At 58.8% G+C, this 15,091-nt stretch carries 17 protein-coding genes; 2 read left to right on the top strand and 15 right to left on the bottom strand.

Annotated elements, in window-relative coordinates; genetic code table 11:
- Nucleotides 1-17 precede the first annotated feature (17 nt).
- Complete coding sequence (gene benC / locus M0D64_RS11115; protein WP_266257712.1) at nucleotides 18-1,040, top strand: benzoate 1,2-dioxygenase electron transfer component BenC; 1,023 nt, start codon at nucleotides 18-20, stop codon at nucleotides 1,038-1,040.
- Nucleotides 1,037-1,813 (top strand): benzoate diol dehydrogenase BenD, encoded by a 777-nt coding sequence (gene benD / locus M0D64_RS11110; protein ID WP_266257711.1) that lies wholly within the window; start codon nucleotides 1,037-1,039, stop codon nucleotides 1,811-1,813. Before benC ends, benD begins: the two co-directional genes overlap by 4 nt.
- A gap of 6 nt (nucleotides 1,814-1,819) precedes the next feature.
- Here benD and gtdA read toward each other — a convergent pair whose 3' ends face one another.
- From gtdA to M0D64_RS11035, 15 genes are all read right to left on the bottom strand, one after another.
- Nucleotides 1,820-2,884, bottom strand: coding sequence for a gentisate 1,2-dioxygenase (gene gtdA / locus M0D64_RS11105; RefSeq protein WP_266257710.1), 1,065 nt, complete (start codon nucleotides 2,882-2,884; stop codon nucleotides 1,820-1,822).
- A complete protein-coding gene (locus tag M0D64_RS11100) occupies nucleotides 2,874-4,175 on the bottom strand; it encodes an MFS transporter (protein ID WP_266257709.1) in 1,302 nt (433 codons plus the stop codon). The genes gtdA and M0D64_RS11100 overlap by 11 nt, the downstream gene beginning before the upstream one ends.
- Entirely contained in the window at nucleotides 4,172-4,822 is a 651-nt protein-coding gene (gene maiA / locus M0D64_RS11095; protein WP_266257708.1) for a maleylacetoacetate isomerase, read from the bottom strand. Before maiA ends, M0D64_RS11100 begins: the two co-directional genes overlap by 4 nt.
- Nucleotides 4,819-4,953 carry a hypothetical protein gene (locus M0D64_RS11090; RefSeq protein ID WP_266257707.1) on the bottom strand — a complete coding sequence of 45 codons (135 nt, stop codon included), beginning with the start codon at nucleotides 4,951-4,953 and terminating at the stop codon, nucleotides 4,819-4,821. Before M0D64_RS11090 ends, maiA begins: the two co-directional genes overlap by 4 nt.
- Nucleotides 4,954-5,181: 228 nt before the next feature.
- Complete coding sequence (locus tag M0D64_RS11085; protein ID WP_266257706.1) at nucleotides 5,182-5,511, bottom strand: BON domain-containing protein; 330 nt, start codon at nucleotides 5,509-5,511, stop codon at nucleotides 5,182-5,184.
- 127 nt (nucleotides 5,512-5,638) lie between these two features.
- Nucleotides 5,639-6,721, bottom strand: coding sequence for a porin (locus tag M0D64_RS11080; protein WP_266257705.1), 1,083 nt, complete (start codon nucleotides 6,719-6,721; stop codon nucleotides 5,639-5,641).
- A 589-nt stretch (nucleotides 6,722-7,310) separates the two neighbouring features.
- A complete protein-coding gene (locus M0D64_RS11075; protein ID WP_266257704.1) occupies nucleotides 7,311-8,219 on the bottom strand; it encodes a LysR substrate-binding domain-containing protein in 909 nt (302 codons plus the stop codon).
- A gap of 146 nt (nucleotides 8,220-8,365) precedes the next feature.
- Nucleotides 8,366-9,292: an NADP-dependent oxidoreductase gene (locus tag M0D64_RS11070; protein ID WP_266257703.1), complete on the bottom strand. Its 927-nt coding sequence runs from the start codon at nucleotides 9,290-9,292 to the stop codon at nucleotides 8,366-8,368.
- 48 nt (nucleotides 9,293-9,340) lie between these two features.
- Nucleotides 9,341-10,111: an SDR family oxidoreductase gene (locus M0D64_RS11065; RefSeq protein ID WP_266257702.1), complete on the bottom strand. Its 771-nt coding sequence runs from the start codon at nucleotides 10,109-10,111 to the stop codon at nucleotides 9,341-9,343.
- 105 nt (nucleotides 10,112-10,216) lie between these two features.
- Complete coding sequence (locus M0D64_RS11060) at nucleotides 10,217-10,660, bottom strand: ester cyclase (RefSeq protein WP_266257701.1); 444 nt, start codon at nucleotides 10,658-10,660, stop codon at nucleotides 10,217-10,219.
- 140 nt (nucleotides 10,661-10,800) lie between these two features.
- Entirely contained in the window at nucleotides 10,801-11,400 is a 600-nt protein-coding gene (gene wrbA, locus M0D64_RS11055; protein ID WP_266257700.1) for an NAD(P)H:quinone oxidoreductase, read from the bottom strand.
- A 94-nt stretch (nucleotides 11,401-11,494) separates the two neighbouring features.
- The gene (locus M0D64_RS11050; protein WP_266257699.1) at nucleotides 11,495-11,920 is read right to left on the bottom strand and encodes a DoxX family protein; all 426 of its coding nucleotides are present in this window, start codon (nucleotides 11,918-11,920) and stop codon (nucleotides 11,495-11,497) included.
- Nucleotides 11,921-11,977: 57 nt separating this feature from the next.
- Nucleotides 11,978-12,850 (bottom strand): pirin family protein, encoded by an 873-nt coding sequence (locus tag M0D64_RS11045; RefSeq protein WP_266257698.1) that lies wholly within the window; start codon nucleotides 12,848-12,850, stop codon nucleotides 11,978-11,980.
- Between the two features lie 187 nt (nucleotides 12,851-13,037).
- On the bottom strand, nucleotides 13,038-13,799 hold the full coding sequence (locus M0D64_RS11040) for an SDR family NAD(P)-dependent oxidoreductase (protein WP_266257697.1): 762 nt from the start codon (nucleotides 13,797-13,799) through the stop codon (nucleotides 13,038-13,040).
- 165 nt (nucleotides 13,800-13,964) lie between these two features.
- Nucleotides 13,965-14,864: a helix-turn-helix domain-containing protein gene (locus M0D64_RS11035; protein ID WP_266257815.1), complete on the bottom strand. Its 900-nt coding sequence runs from the start codon at nucleotides 14,862-14,864 to the stop codon at nucleotides 13,965-13,967.
- Nucleotides 14,865-15,091 lie beyond the last annotated feature (227 nt).

The raw sequence follows: 15,091 nt of genomic DNA, 5'->3' as shown, positions 1-15,091 counted from the left end.
GAAGTAGAGGAGACAACATGTCCAGCTACAACATTGCACTGAACTTCGAGGACGGCGTGACCCGCTTCGTCGCATGCAAGCCGGGCGAGAAGGTGCTTGATGCCGCCTTTCGCGCGAAAATCAACCTGCCAATGGATTGCTCCGATGGCGTGTGCGGTACCTGCAAGTGCCGCGCCGAGAGCGGCAACTATGATCTTGGCGACGATTACATCGAAGACGCGCTGAGCGACGACGAGAAAGACAGTGGCCTTGTACTCACCTGCCAGATGGTGCCGCAAAGCGATTGTGTGATTGCCGTGCCGGCCTCTTCCACTGCGTGCAAGACTGAACAGAGCCGGTTCGCCGCGACGGTATCGAAGGTGGAGCCGCACAACGATGCGGCCGTCGTGCTCGAACTGGACGTGGATGCGACCGCGCCGGCATTCCTGCCGGGTCAGTACGTCAACATCGATGTTCCCGGCAGCGGCCAGCATCGTTCGTATTCTTTCTCATCGGCGCCGGGGCAATCGAAAGTCAGTTTTCTGATCAAGCGGATTCCCGGTGGCGTGATGAGCACCTGGCTCGATTCCGCGCAGCCTGGCAACAAGCTGGAGCTGACCGGGCCGCTCGGTAGTTTCTATCTGCGCGCAGCAGAACGGCCGTTGCTGTTCCTCGCTGGCGGCACGGGCCTGGCGCCGTTCCTGTCGATGCTGGAAGTACTGGTGCGTGCCGATTCGCAGCAGAAGGTCCACCTGATTTATGGCGTGACCCGGGACCTCGATCTGGTGCAGGTCGATGCAATCGAAGCGTACCTGGCGAAGTTGCCGAATTTCACCTACGCCACCGTCGTGGCCGACACGGATTCGACTCATCCCCGCAAAGGTTGGGTGACGCAGCACATGCCGGCCGAGGTCCTGAATGACGGCGATGTCGACGTTTATTTGTGCGGGCCGCCACCCATGGTCGATGCAGTGCGTAAGCATTTCGACGACAACGGCGTGAAGCCCAACAGCTTCCACTACGAGAAGTTCACTCCTAACGCAGCACCGAGGACCGCATGAGCACGCAACGATTTGCCGGCAAGGTCATGGTCGTCACTGGCGCGGCACAGGGTATTGGTCGCGCCGTAGCGCTTCGTGCGGCCGCAGAAGGCGGCACGGTGCTGTTCGTCGACCGCGCCGAGTTCGTCTCTGAAGTGGCTGCAGAAGTAAGTGGCGCGGAGACGGCAGGCTTTGTTGCCGACCTCGAGACGTACGAAGGTGCGGCATCGGCGATGGCTTTTGCAGTGCGCAAGTTTGGCGGCATCGACATACTGATCAATGGCGTCGGTGGCGCGATTCGCATGCGTCCATTCGCCGAGTTCGAACCCGAGCAGATTGACGCGGAAATTCGCCGTTCACTCATGCCCACGCTGTATGCCTGCCATGCTGTGTTGCCGCACCTGCTCACGCGTGGCGGTGGGACCATCGTCAACGTCTCATCGAATGCCACGCGCGGTATCCGCCGCGTACCGTATTCGGCGGCCAAGGGCGGTGTCAACGCGATCACGCAGTCACTGGCGATGGAGTACGCGGAGCACAACATCCGTGTGGTCGCCACCGCGCCGGGCGGGACCGACGCACCGCCGCGACGCGTCCCTCGCAATACCGCCGGCGACAGCGAGCAGGAAAAGATCTGGATGGGCGATGCGGTGAAGCAGGTCACTGAATCCACCTTCTTCAAACGCTACGGCAGCATCGGCGAACAGGTCGCGCCGATTCTGTTCCTCGCTTCAGACGAGGCGAGCTATATCACGGGCACGGTGTTGCCAGTAGCCGGCGGTGACACCGGCTGAGGCGATTCAAGCTGCGCCCCTTTCCTCCCTGAACAGATAAAGCGCCTCCTGTATGGGCCGGTCGGAAAAGGAGAACAAGACGCTGTCCTCGTCTGCCTCGTGCTGGACGTGATGCCACGACGGGACAACAAAGATATCCCGCTTGCTCCACTCCACGACGACGTCGCCTCCGATCCGGCTACGGCCCCGCCCTTCGATAGGCACAAAGACGGTCGCGTCGGTTGAGCGATAGGGTTCCGTCGAAAACCCCTTCGGCAGCAACTGCGTGAAGGTAGCCATCGTCGCCATCGCATACTTCCCATTGTTTGGGTTGACGTATCGCATCTTCAACCCATGACAGGGATCCCAGGCATTCGCGCGACGCATCTGCTCCAGCGCTTCGCGTGTCCGGGCATAAGGATAGTTGAAGATCGGCGAGGTTCCGCCGGCAGGCCGATGGTCTACCGGCAGCAGATTGGCGCCGTAGCGGACGTCACTATCGCCGGTGGGACGGGTAATCGGTTGCTCGTCCTCGCCAAGATGCTCGGCGAACGAGGCGTCCACAAACTGCACCACCGGTATGTCCAGACCGTCCAACCAGAAAATGGGCCTGTCGCTTTCGTTGCCATGATCGTGCCATGCCATCGGCGGCGTGATAATGAAATCCCCTTCGTTCATTAACGTACGTTCGCCATTCACCGATGTGTGAGCGCCACCGCCTTCCAGCACGAAACGCAGGGCCGTTTGCGTATGCCGGTGCGCGGGCGCGACCTCGCCGGGAAGAACCAGCTGCACCCCCGCATACAGATCGGTTGTGATTTTCGATAGACCACGCAGGCCAGCGTTCTCCAGCACGAGCACGCGCCGTTCGGCTTCTTTTGCCGTAATGATCTCGCCCGCCTCCATCATGGCCGCGCGGACGTCTGCGAATCGCCAGTGTGCCGGCACGCATTTGCTCCGCGGCTCGGGCGTAATCAGGTCATTCAACGACGTCCAAAGCGGCGCGAGGTTCTTCTGGCCGATCCGTTCGTAAAAATCCTCGCGCTCGGGCGTCCCCTTCGCACTCACCTTGTCAGCGTTATCAGCCATCATTTCCCTCCTTCTCGACCGGTTCAATTCCGCGTTTGTTGAAAATCCGGGCAGGAGCGGTTTCCTTCAACGCTGCGACCGCAATGGCTCCGGCGCAGATTGTCCAGAGCGGCATGGTCACCGCATGCTCGATGCCGAAATGCTTGGCCAGATAACCGGCATACGCAGGTGCGACGCCGCCGCCAAAAACTTCGCCAATACCGATGATCATGCCCGACGCTGTGGACATCAATTGGACCGGCACGGCTTCAGCTGCGACCGGACCGACAGTCAGTGTGATCAGGCTATACAGACAACCCATCGCGATCATCAGGCAGATGAACAGCGCTACCGGCGAAGCCCCGGTTCGCAGGAAAATCCATAGCGACAGAAATACGCCTGCCGCGGAAGCCAGCATGACGGGCTTGCGCCCAACGCGGTCTGAAAGGGCCGGCAATACGAGAGCGCCGATCGCCCCGCCAAAGCCTAACGACGAGAGAATGAAACCCATCTGCTGCATGTCGAGATGCAGATAGTCCACAAGATAATTGGGGAACAGCGCGGCAATGACGATCTGGCACGCGAGCCAGCACAGCATGCAGATGATGCCAAGCGGTACATTGCGATAACGAAATACCTCATACCAACGATGTTGTGCCGTGTCATGCGTGGCGGTATGTTTTGCAATTTCAACCGGCGACGGTCGACGCAAGACCCGTTGCGCGAGGAACGCAACAATGAGACCCGGAAATGCGACGAGCAGGAAAATCCACGGCCAGTTCATCACCTTGAGAAGCTGCGTCACCACAATCGGAGTGAGACCAAGCCCGAGCAGAGCCGGCATCATCTGCTGGATCCCGACGTTACGTCCGTGCCGGCTCGGGGGCGACGCATCCATGGTCGCAATGATGCTGGCAGGTGTGAAGGCACCCTCAGCCACACCCATAAATGCCCGGATGGCAATCAGGCTGCCGACCCCGGTTGCGAGTCCGCCAAGACCCGCCAGCAACGAAAATCCAACCATCGCCGGCACGATGACTCTCTTGAAACCGATCCTGTCCGAGAGATTGCCTGTCAGGAGCGCCGATAAGCCCCATGCGAGCGCCAATGCGCCCGTGATATGCCCGAGATCCTGATAGTCGAGCTTCAGGTCGCGCATCAGTACCGGCATCAACGGCACGATCAGGAAGCGGTCTATGCCGACCAGCCCCATGCCGAGGGCCATCAGCGTGACAGCCTTCCATTCATAGCTCTTTGACGACTCAACCTGCAACGGCGCTGCCGTTGCGGGAGTCAGCGGTGGGGTGACGTTCATTCGAAGTCCTTCTGGTTTGATGGCATCGCACGTTCGAATGCCGGCATGGCAAGCGCCGCCTCCGAAATTCGCTGCAGGATGGGAAAGGGAGTCATGTCCAGATCGAAGTTACGCGCATTGACTACTTGCGGAACGAGGTAGATGTCCGCCATGGTGACGCTGTCACCGTGGCAAAATCGCCCTGCCTCGGGATTCGTTGCAAGCATCCCTTCGATGGCCTCAAAACCGTCCGCTATCCATCGGTTGTACCAATCCTTGATCGCGTCTTCTGGTTGATGAAGCGTTTTGCGCAGATAGTTGAGAACGCGCAGATTGTCGATCGGATGAATATCGCAAGCGACAATTTGTGCCAACGCGCGTACGCGCGCACGCCCGGCCGGATCGGCAGGCAGCAATGGGGGATTTGGCCGCGTCTCGTCAAGGTACTCGAGAATGGATAGCGACTGGACCAGTACCTGTCCATCAATGCCCAGCGTCGGCACAAGCCCCTGACGATTCAACTTCAAGTAGTCTGGTGCCCGCTGCTCGCCGCGCCGCAGATGATGAAACGCATCCTCGTAGGCTATCGCCTTGAGATTGAGCGCTATCCGGACACGAAATGACGCGGAAGACCGGTAGTAGCCGTGAAGTGTGACCGGATCGTTCATGAGATCGAATCCGCCAAAGACAGCGACACGTCGATCTGCTCGCGAAGCGAGTCATCGGCAACAACTGCGCCGGATCTCTCCGATGTCCCAGAATGGTAAGGATCGGCTGACGCCGAAGGTTCATTGATCATCTCCGTCTCCTCGAACTTGTGTTGTAACTAACTATCGACGCTGCCGTGATCACTGTCCAACGATAAAAATCGACTACATGATCTCGATAAATAATTACCAGCTAGCTGAACCCAAAACGCATTCGTCATGCGAGTTTCGCAACGCTAACTATCTTTAAACACGGCTGGATACGGACTACCACATTAAAAGCCGAAGCCGTTGCACGTCAGGCAACGGCCCGCTCGGGCTTACCGTTCTATCGCATATACACTGAGCCGATTGTCGACTGAAGAAACGCCAGGCACGCTTTTGGCGACCTCCTCAGCGCGATCCACCTGAGCGCTTTTTGGCACAGAACCAGACAACGTTATAGCGCCGCCCTTCGCGTAGACGAACAACTGGGTCATGTCGATGCCTTTTGCCTTCGCCATTGCTGTTCGCACAGTTTTTGCGAGCTTACGGTTAGCGGCCCTGATGGCCTTTGCGCTCGGCGCGCTGGCTGCAATTCCGGACGTCGCCCCCGCGCTGTCATTGCCGTCCTGCGCGAATGCCGTCAACGGTGCGATAGTGGCGGCCAATGCGGCGACCAATCCAATCTGTAAGATTGCTCTCATTTTTGCTTCTCACTATGTTGGAGATGTTAGAGACCGGCCTGGATTCGCCCAGTGGAGCGCGAACCAATGCCGGCGTCTTCCGTTTTTTGCCTTAGAACGAATGGCGCACACCAATCTGCACACCGGTCTGACTGCTATCGGCAGATGCCGTCCTATAAGCAGCAGACGTACTGTTGTACGAGTCGAAGTTAAGCGCTGAGTGACGCGAATAACCCACTACCACGTACAGATCGGTGCGCTTTGATAGCAGGTAGTCGCCGATGGCCATAACCTGCTGCGGGCTGGCCGGCCTTGCCACCTCACCATTTGCTCCGGTCGCTGTCTGAATGCGGTCGTAGTAGTACGCAAGGGTCAGTATCTTGTCGACCGCGAGCAGATAGCGCGTAGCCACCCAGAAGTAATCGTCGCGTGCGGCATACCCAGCGAGTGGATCGTTCTTTCCATACCGATACCCGCCCATGAACTTGAATGCGGCGGTTGAATAGGTGATACCGATAGCCGCCTTTTCGAAACGTGCATAGTTGCCGCCAATGCCCTCTGAGCGATGAAGATTGTCGTATCCGAGACTGACGGAGAGCGTGCCGTTGTCGTATGCGGCGGCACCGCCGTAACCCGAGCCGTTCGAGAACTGCCCCGCGAGATTGCTAAAGGAATAGTGCCCGGTCAGCGTCACCGGCCCGAGAGCGTTCTTATATTTGACGACGTTGCTTTCCCAGAGGTTGGATCCAACTTCCGCAACGACCGGTTCGTATGTACCCGAGAGGTCCGTCGGCGACGACGGGTACAGTGCATCCACGAGGGACGTATACTGCCGGCCAAAGCGCAGCGTGCCAGCCTTCGTTGATGCCAGACCGATCCACGCGCTCCGACCGAAGAATTCCTGCATCAGCGCGCCGTTAGGAACCAGAAACCCGCTCTCGATCTGAAATTCCGCCTTCAGACCACCGCCAAGATCTTCGTTGCCGGTCAGACCCCAGCGGGAGCCACCGGAGCGCGCTCCATCGGCCATTGACCAACGGTTGCCACTAGTCGCAGGCTGGCCGGGATTGATTGGCCAATGATTGGTGAACTCGATTGCGGTGTCGAGAATGCCATAGAGCGTTACACTCGATTCAGCATGTCCGCATACTGCAAAGGTACCGGCCAGCAGGCCGGCGCACATCTGCCTCTTCATCAAAAGTCCCCTCCTTATAGAATTGCCACCTCGAAACTCTTTGTCTCCCGCGTATTCGTTTTTTTGTAGCGGGAACGCTCTCCATCGCATGAAATCTGCGAGTAACCTTGTTTTCAGGCGAGGTAAATAGCGGAGCGCATCCCGCTGTACTTTTACTAATCGAGATACGGTATTTATTTATTCAGCAATGCTACTAATATGGTTTGCTATTTCTACACGCAGCAAGCTGGTTTGCCTGTGCTCCTGCTCCACGGCCTGCGCTAAAAATCCTGTGCGTGGCATCGGGGAAATAACCCGACCCGTCAACGCAATACACACCCTCCTTCGATTTCGGGCGCAAAGATTCGCCCGGACATTGAAAGATGCCGGTATTGAAGGATTTTTTTGACTTTTTGCACCGATGGTTCAAGCGGGAACCGACGCGTCAATCATGAGAAGGCTTCAGAACTTTTTCGCCTCCGTTCTTGCGTCTTGCATTGATGCAGACTATCGAGGTTCCGGCAATCGCTGTCTAACGATTAAAAATAACTACGTGATCTCGGTACCTGATCACCAGCATGCAAAGTTCGGAGAGAGGAACCGATACGGTCTATCGACCCAGCGGTTGGAGAAGCAGTTGGTCAGCGACTCCGGCTGCGATCTCACGAAAGTTCGCGACCGCCGGATTGTCCGTGTTGGGATTCCATGCGGCGATCAACTCATAAGGCGTGAGCAGTTCGTCAAGAGGTATGTAGACGACGTCGAGTTGCTGGACGCGCGCAACCCACTCAGGCACCAGCGTAACGCCCAGGCTCGCGCTAACGAGCGCGAGGAGAGTGTGAAGCTGTTCGGCCTCCTGGACGATTCGAGGCGCGAAGCCGGCCGAAGCACAGCACGCGACGATGATTTCCAGAATCCGGCTGTTCATTCTCCGTGGAAATAGAACAAACGGCTCGCTCGCCAGTTCTGCGATCGAAAGGGTCGGCCGTACAGCTAGCGGATGGCCCTGCGGGATGGCCGCAATCAAAGGGCCCGCAGCAAGTTCTGCAGACTTGAGAGCATGACCAGGCGACGGCGAGGGCATGATCCCTATATCGATGACTGACGTCCGAATCGCCTCGATCTGCGCGCTTCGATCGAGCGGATGCAGCGTCAATTCGATCTGCGGCCACCTCTGGCGAAAGTCTCGAAGTATCGGCGGCAGGATGGACCACAGAACGTTATCGACGAAGCCGATCGCCAGTCGCCCGACCGTACCATCTGCCGACGCACGCGCGCGGCGCATCGCTTCATCTGCCCGACGCAGCAGATCGCGCGCTTCAGGTAAGAATATCTCGCCGGGAACAGTGAGACGAACGTTGTGGCGTGAACGCTCCAGCAGCGAAAATCCGAGTTCTTCTTCGAGCAGTTTCACCTGATGGCTCACCGCTGACTGCACAACGTGCATACGCTGTGCGGCCCTGCCGAAATGCAGCTCCTCGGCGACTGCCATGAAATATCGAAGTCTACGCAGGTCCATGATGAGAGAGCGCCATAAGGTTACGAAAGTCCCATCGAAGTCCCGCGCCTTGAGGCGCTTTCCTCAAGAGGTGACCCTTGGCCGACAGACGACGGCCCGCCAGGCGGATTGCGGAAGCCGTGCTTCCGCAATCCGGCCGAGCGGAACTAGCGGGTCGCATCGAGCACGAGTTTGCCGCGCGCATGACCAGTCAAGTTTCTATGTAAGGCATCGGCGGCACGCGACAGCGGAAAGACCGTCTCAACTTCGACCACGAGTTCGCCCGAATCGAAGTGTGCTGCGATTGCGCTCAATTGCCTGCCGTCGGAGCGGGTTGCGAAATGCTTCGCCACCACACCTGCACGCCTCGCGCGCTCGGCGTCTGGCGGGCTGACCGGCGACGCCAGGACCCCGCCAGGTTTCAACAGCGACCAGGAACGATCCTGCGTTTCGCCGCCAATCAGATCCAAGACGATGTCCACGGACGACACGCTCTCTTCGAAGCTTCCCCTCCGATAGTTGATGACCTGCGTCGCACCAAGCCGTCTGACGTAGTCGAGATTGACGGACGACGCCGTTCCGATTACCTCCAAACCGGCGATTCTGGCCAACTGCACCGCCATACTGCCAACGCCACCCGCCGCGCCGTGAATCAGCACGCGCTGACCCCGCTTGACGCCAGCGTGCTCGTGCAACGCCTGCCATGCAGTCAACGCGGCCGCCGGCACCCCTGCCGCTTCAAGCATCGAGAGCTTTTTCGGCACTACAGCGAGGCGTTCAACAGAGGCAACCACCTTGGTGGCGTAACCGCCGACGATAGCAATGAAACCAAAGACGTCGTCACCTACGGCGAAGTTCGTGACCCCAGCGCCCAACGCGGAAATCTTTCCCGACACTTCGACGCCAGGGGTGTACGGCAGTGACAGCGGCAGGAAGGCTTTCATCCTGCCCTCGAGAATCTTCCAGTCCACTGGGTTGACGCCGCTCGCCGCGACGTCGATCAACACCTCGCCCTCGCCCGGAACGGGGTCAGGAATATCTTCCAACGTCAAACGTTCGGGCCCGCCATAAGCGTAGGCACGTATAGCTTTCATGGGTAACTCCGGATTAAACGATCGTACATATGCAAGCGCTCGGGCGTCTCAGATCACCGAGAGCAGGCCACCATCGACAAGCAAAGCGATACCGGTGACATAGCTCGACATGTCCGAACCGAGCCACGCAACGGCGTCGCCTATTTCTGACGGCTGCCCCAGGCGGCGCAACGGCGTGCGTTGCCGAAAACCTTCCGAGGCTGCGGCAATGCCGGGATTCGTGCGCAACAGGTGCGTGTCGATCGTGCCGGGGCAAATCGCGTTGACGCGGATGCCGTCGGGGCCGAGCGCATCCGCGAGGGCCTTGGCCATCAGCACGACGCCACCCTTGCTGGTGGAGTAAGCGACGGTCATTCCGGCGCCTGCGATACCGCCCATGCTCGCCATCAGCACGATGCTGCCTGGCTTGCCGCGCGCCTTCATCTGCCGCGCCGCGGCTTGCGCACCGAAAAGGACGCCGTCAAGATTGACCGCCATCAACCGCCTGTAGTCGCTTTCGGCGACCTCGGGACCGTCCTCGCGCAGCGTGATGCCGGCATTGCAAACCATCACGTCGACGCCGCCGAACTCAGTCGCTGCATCGACCAGCGCGCCGACTTCCGCGTGCTGCGTCACGTCCGTGCGCTGAAACCGCGTAGGCACACCTAGCGCTTCAATCTCGGACGTGGTCGACGTACCGCCCTCATGCGGGGTTTCCGTGACGTCTGAGACGATCACCGCCTTCGCACCATGCCGCGCGGAACTAATCGCAACAGCTCGACCGATTCCGCTGGCCGCACCTGTAACCAGTACGACCTTGTTCTTGAGAATGTCGCTCACTATGGAATCCTTATAAATATACAAACTTGACTGCAAGTCATTGGCGAACAGCCTAGCGGTGTGGAGCTTGCATCGCAGCGCCGCCGCGTAGGCTCATTCCGTTCCTCACGCTTGCGTCTCACCGCCAGAAAAGGCACCGAGCTGCTGCATCAGCGAGAAGAGATTGGCGACACCCCAGTGCTCAGCGATCTTGCCGTTACGCACGCGCATCGCGTCGACGGTTTCAAAATGGATCTTTCGACCGGTGGGCGCTACGCCAAGGAAGGCGCCTTCGTGTGTGCCGTGATACGTCTTGTAGGTCGTCACCAGATCCCCGTCGGCAACCTGCCAATGGATGTCCGCATGGAAATCGGGGAACGCGGCACGCAGCGCGTGGTAGAGGCCGCGTGCGCCGTCCTTGTCTGGCGTGCAATTCGGTTGCGGCGTATGGTCGACGAAATCGTCCGCGAATAACTCTTCGAATACGTCGAAGTTGCCACCGCCTTGTACCTCTTCGGTATTGCGCCGAACTACAGCCTTTGCTTCTTCGCTTGTGTTGCTACGGGTCATGTCATGCTCCAGAACAGTTGAAATGCGGGTGTTTCAGTTCACCGCTCATCTTGATCGCACTCATAGTTAGCATTACGATCTATGGTGGCGATACGCTGGGCAATAGTGCCCAGCTCATTCAGATACTTGCCGGAAAGACGTTAGCCGAACAGCTTCGCCGCCGTCTTCGCCACCAGCTCACCCTGATGGCGTGCGCCGGCCAGATCGATTCCGCTTGGCTGACGCGAGCCGTCGCCGGAAGCAACGGTGGTTGCACCGTAAGGCGCGCCGCCGACGATCTCGCTCATGTTCATCTGTCCTTGATGGCTATACGGCAAACCGACGATAACCATGCCCAGATGCATCAGGTTCGTAATGATCGAAAAGAGCGTGGTTTCCTGCCCGCCATGCTGGGTGGCAGTCGAGGCGAACGCGCCGCCAACCTTGCCGTTCAGTGCACCACGCATCCACAAACCACCGGTCTGATCAAGGAATGCCGCCATCTGCGACGACATGCGACCATAACGGGTGCCGGTACCCACAACGATCGCATCGTAGTTCTCGAGGTCGGCGACCGTTGCGACCGGAGCCGCCTGGTCAAGCTTGAAATGCGCGCCTTTGGCGACCTCTTCAGGCACCGTTTCCGGTACGCGCTTGACGTCGACTTGCGCGCCTGCGCTGCGAGCGCCTTGTGCGACGGCCTCAGCCATCTGCTCGATATGTCCGTACGACGAATAGTAGAGAACAAGAACCTTAGCCATCGCAATCTCCTTAGGGTTATGAGCGGGCCGTCATGGCACCGCATGTGTGCTACAGGTGTTTTGGCTGGACGACACCGAGTCGTCCAGAGCGTCGTTATTGTGTGGCACCTACGACCGGCAACACGCGACGGTTGTCAAAGCTCAATGCGCCTGCGCCATAAGCCACAACCTGGATCAAACCGCCGGCCATCGCGACATTCTTGAGAAAGTGGAACATCTGGTTCTGGTCGCCTAGCGCGTGATGGAAGATCAACGCGGTAATGATTGAATACACTGCCAGCAGCGCGGCAACGAGTCGCGTGCGATAGCCGACGATCAGCAGAACGCTGCCAAGCAGCTCAAGCGCCATCGAGCCGAGATAGCCGATGAGCGGTGCCGGCAAACCGAGCGAGCCGATGTAGCCGATGGTCGCGCCAGGTGCTGTGAGTTTGCTAAAGCCGCTCACGAGAAAGATCGCGGCGATGAGAATGCGCCCAATTAGCGGCAGGGTCTGGTAAGAATTTGCAGAGTTTGAGTTCATGATGCGTTCCTTAAGTTCAAGAAAAAGAGGTAGAGACAAAGGGGACTGCTTGAGTGATTACCGGATACGGCCGCGAAAGCGAAGCTGCTCGCCAATTCGTGCGATCTGAGCTTCTCCCGCTTTCAGCGCGGCCTCTGAGGTGTGAACCGAGTAGTAGCCGAGCGCGAGGTCATGCGGGTGTTTTACTGCGGAAGCGAAGATGAATTCGGTGTCGGTGTCCGCGGCGAAGTCGAGCGCGTCTTCGGACTCGTTGAAGACCGCGAGTTCGCTGCGCAGACGTTCGCCTGCAACACGAAGCGCGCCCCGATGTACGTGGGTAAACGCAACGGTATGTCCTGCCGGCGGAACATAACGCCATTGCTCGCCTGCGTTGAGCCGTACATGCAGATAGTTGATCCCGTCAGGCGCCGCTACCGGACTATGTGCGTTGCTGTAGCTGCCGAGAATCACGCGCGCCGGACCCACATGCGGGATGGCCTGCGCGTGAAGATATTGGGTTTGCGGTTCCCCATTCTCGATTGCGCGCGGCAACGCCACCCACATCTGGTAGCCGTGAAAGCGCTTGTGGTCCGCGGGACTGGCGTCGTGCCAAATGCCGTTGCCCGCATTCATCCATTCGACGCTGCCGGCGGACAACACGCCCGATGCGCCCGTTGTGTCTTCGTAACGCAGGTTGCCCGAGAGCAGAACCGTGATCGTCGCGATGCCCGAATGCGGGTGCATTGGAAACAGTGCGTCGCTCGACGGTGTGAAATCGAAGTAGTCCAGGAACACGAAAGGCTTGATCAGCTCGCCCAGCTCGGCGGGGCTAACGATGCGCGTGACCGGCCCATGCCGGCGCCCTTGCGTACGCGCAACAATGACGCGTGAAAGATTGGCTGGCCGGCCTACGAGAGTGGCCGCTTCGAGTAGATCAGTGGCGGGTGCCATGGCAATTTCCTTGTGGAGATGACATGACCGAAGGTTAGAGCCTGGCCACCCCCAGCGGAAGCCAACATGTTTTAATGGAATCCATCGCCTTGACTTATAGGTCCCCTGCAACGAACCTCTCCGCGGAGCAGTTTGAAGATGCCCATTCGGTTCGCCGCTTACCCCGCCAACGACGACGCCTGATCCTTCAACCCACGGGCACGCTCATTCCACCATCGGCCATCACAACCGCACCGACGATGAAACTGGCTCGATCTGAAGCGAGGAACGCGACGATTTCCGCTATCTCATCCGCTTTCGCGGCCCGGCCGATCGGCGCGGCTTTTCCATGCTCTGCGAGAAACCCTGGGCCGTCTTCCATGAAGTGGTTCAGCAGATTGGTCACCACGTCGCCGACACCGATTGCGTTCACGCGGATACCGTGCTCGATAACCTCGAGCGCCTGAGTGCGCGTGAGCTGCGCCAAAGCGCCTTTCGATGCGGTATAAGCAGAAATTCCTGGAAACGCAAAGAAGGAAGCGTACGAGGCGATGTTGACTATCGCACCGCTCTTGCGCGGAATCATTACCTTCGCTGCCTCACGGGAATGCAGGAATGCGCCCGTCACGTTCGTATTCATCTGCCACTCCCAGTCTTCGCGTGTCATCTCGACGAGAGGTTTGTACAGGATGCGACCGGCGTTGTTCACCAGTACGTCTAACCTTCCGAACTTCTCTACGGCAAGCGCCACCGCCGTTTCTGCAGCGCCATCCTCCGTGACGTCGGCCCTCAGTGGAACCAGTCCATCGCGACTGAGCTTTTCAACGTCCGAGCTCAGATCTTCGGCGATGACCTTTGCACCTCTGGAATGAAGCAACAGGGCTATCGCACGACCGATTCCACTCGCTGCGCCGGTGACCAGCACGACCTTTCCTGCAACTTCATTGGGTGTTGGAATGACGTCGGGCATATGCTCTCTCCATAGTTGGCTGGACGACTTCCGTGCATCGACGTGATCGAAGAAGAAGTAGTAGTAACCATGGTAGAGCGCTCAACGCGGACGAATCGGCCATGCGCGCCAAAGGAATGGTTTTGTGTGCCACTCCCCCATCGCGGCTCTCGCCGCGATGGAAGATTAAAACGTGGCCGTGCCCCTGTCGCGGCGCAACGCGCCTGGAGTCTTGCCGTAACGGCTCTTACAAACCTTGATGAAATGGGTCGGATCAACGAATCCCGCTCGCCGCCCTATCTCCGAGGTCGTCACCTGATCGAACAGGCGCGATCGCAGCATGCGCTCGGCGGTTTGAATACGGGCGTCGATAAGCCGTCGGCCGAACGTATCGCCGTGTAACGCAAGGATGCGATGCAAGGTTCTCACGGATAGCCCAAGCGACGCGGCAACATCCGTGGCGGTCAACTGCAACTCGCTGCTGCGTTGTTTGATGCAATCGATAATGCGAACGTGCATGTCCCTGTGCGGAGCCTGCTCCTGACGCGAAGCCGTAATTTCACCCGTTGCCAGGGCTAGCAACGCACCGACGTGATCGGTCAGAATATCGCTGCTCAACGGCGCCGTCACCGCGCGCTCGGGCGTTAACTGTGAGAGGTACGCCGATAGGGCCGCGCCCCATCCGGAATCGCCATTGATCCTCCTTCCCACGACTGCCGCCGGATTCGGCAACCATGTCTCCACCCAGTCGATGGGCAACCCGAAACTCAACGCCAGCGCATCGTCCGGCCAATGAAAACACTGGGCGCGACGCGAGTCAGACAGCACGAGATCCCCGGCACGTAGCGAAACAACTGCCTGCTCGAAGCCGAAACGCCAGGCGCAACCGATACCCACCACCAGGTAGTACTCTTCTTTGTCTTCGCAACATATGTCATGGCGTGTGCGATACGCATCCTGCGTCGAACCACTGATCGAACTGACCCGCATGTTTCCTATTTGAGTCGAGGCGATCTCCGCAGAAAAGCCTGATCTTTTCGCGCTGTTGCCCGAGACATGGATTAATTGCCTACACAATATGTCCATGTACGCCTCAAACCGGCGTGCGGGCGAAAAGTCGCGCGTCGTCCAGCGAAAAATGCCGAGCGCTTCGTCATCCATTCTCACCTCCTGATCAACAGATCATCGGACAGTAAGACTTGCGTGCAAGGCAACCGCCAAACGGCGCATCGTTTCCGCCTATGCTGCCATGCAGCGACCTTGAATGGCGATGACGATCGCGCTTCCTGGCTAGCCATCCGTCAGGCCGCGAA

Origin of the sequence: Paraburkholderia sp. WS6 (genome assembly GCF_030464835.1) — a bacterium.
GTDB lineage: Bacteria > Pseudomonadota > Gammaproteobacteria > Burkholderiales > Burkholderiaceae > Paraburkholderia > Paraburkholderia madseniana.
The sequence above is the reverse complement of the archived record's forward strand: the minus strand, read 5'-3'. Positions and strand labels throughout refer to the sequence as shown.

Excerpts from the sequence above, each read along its gene's own strand:
- benC (WP_266257712.1), top strand. The coding sequence starts at position 18 with ATGTCCAGCTACAACATTGCACTGAACTTCGAGGACGGCGTGACCCGC.
- benD (WP_266257711.1), top strand. The coding sequence starts at position 1,037 with ATGAGCACGCAACGATTTGCCGGCAAGGTCATGGTCGTCACTGGCGCG.
- gtdA (WP_266257710.1), bottom strand. The coding sequence starts at position 2,884 with ATGATGGCTGATAACGCTGACAAGGTGAGTGCGAAGGGGACGCCCGAG.
- M0D64_RS11100 (WP_266257709.1), bottom strand. The coding sequence starts at position 4,175 with ATGAACGTCACCCCACCGCTGACTCCCGCAACGGCAGCGCCGTTGCAG.
- maiA (WP_266257708.1), bottom strand. The coding sequence starts at position 4,822 with ATGAACGATCCGGTCACACTTCACGGCTACTACCGGTCTTCCGCGTCA.
- M0D64_RS11090 (WP_266257707.1), bottom strand. The coding sequence starts at position 4,953 with ATGATCAATGAACCTTCGGCGTCAGCCGATCCTTACCATTCTGGGACA.
- M0D64_RS11080 (WP_266257705.1), bottom strand. The coding sequence starts at position 6,721 with ATGAAGAGGCAGATGTGCGCCGGCCTGCTGGCCGGTACCTTTGCAGTA.
- M0D64_RS11075 (WP_266257704.1), bottom strand. The coding sequence starts at position 8,219 with ATGGACCTGCGTAGACTTCGATATTTCATGGCAGTCGCCGAGGAGCTG.
- M0D64_RS11070 (WP_266257703.1), bottom strand. The coding sequence starts at position 9,292 with ATGAAAGCTATACGTGCCTACGCTTATGGCGGGCCCGAACGTTTGACG.
- M0D64_RS11060 (WP_266257701.1), bottom strand. The coding sequence starts at position 10,660 with ATGACCCGTAGCAACACAAGCGAAGAAGCAAAGGCTGTAGTTCGGCGC.
- wrbA (WP_266257700.1), bottom strand. The coding sequence starts at position 11,400 with ATGGCTAAGGTTCTTGTTCTCTACTATTCGTCGTACGGACATATCGAG.
- M0D64_RS11050 (WP_266257699.1), bottom strand. The coding sequence starts at position 11,920 with ATGAACTCAAACTCTGCAAATTCTTACCAGACCCTGCCGCTAATTGGG.
- M0D64_RS11045 (WP_266257698.1), bottom strand. The coding sequence starts at position 12,850 with ATGGCACCCGCCACTGATCTACTCGAAGCGGCCACTCTCGTAGGCCGG.
- M0D64_RS11040 (WP_266257697.1), bottom strand. The coding sequence starts at position 13,799 with ATGCCCGACGTCATTCCAACACCCAATGAAGTTGCAGGAAAGGTCGTG.
- M0D64_RS11035 (WP_266257815.1), bottom strand. The coding sequence starts at position 14,864 with ATGGACATATTGTGTAGGCAATTAATCCATGTCTCGGGCAACAGCGCG.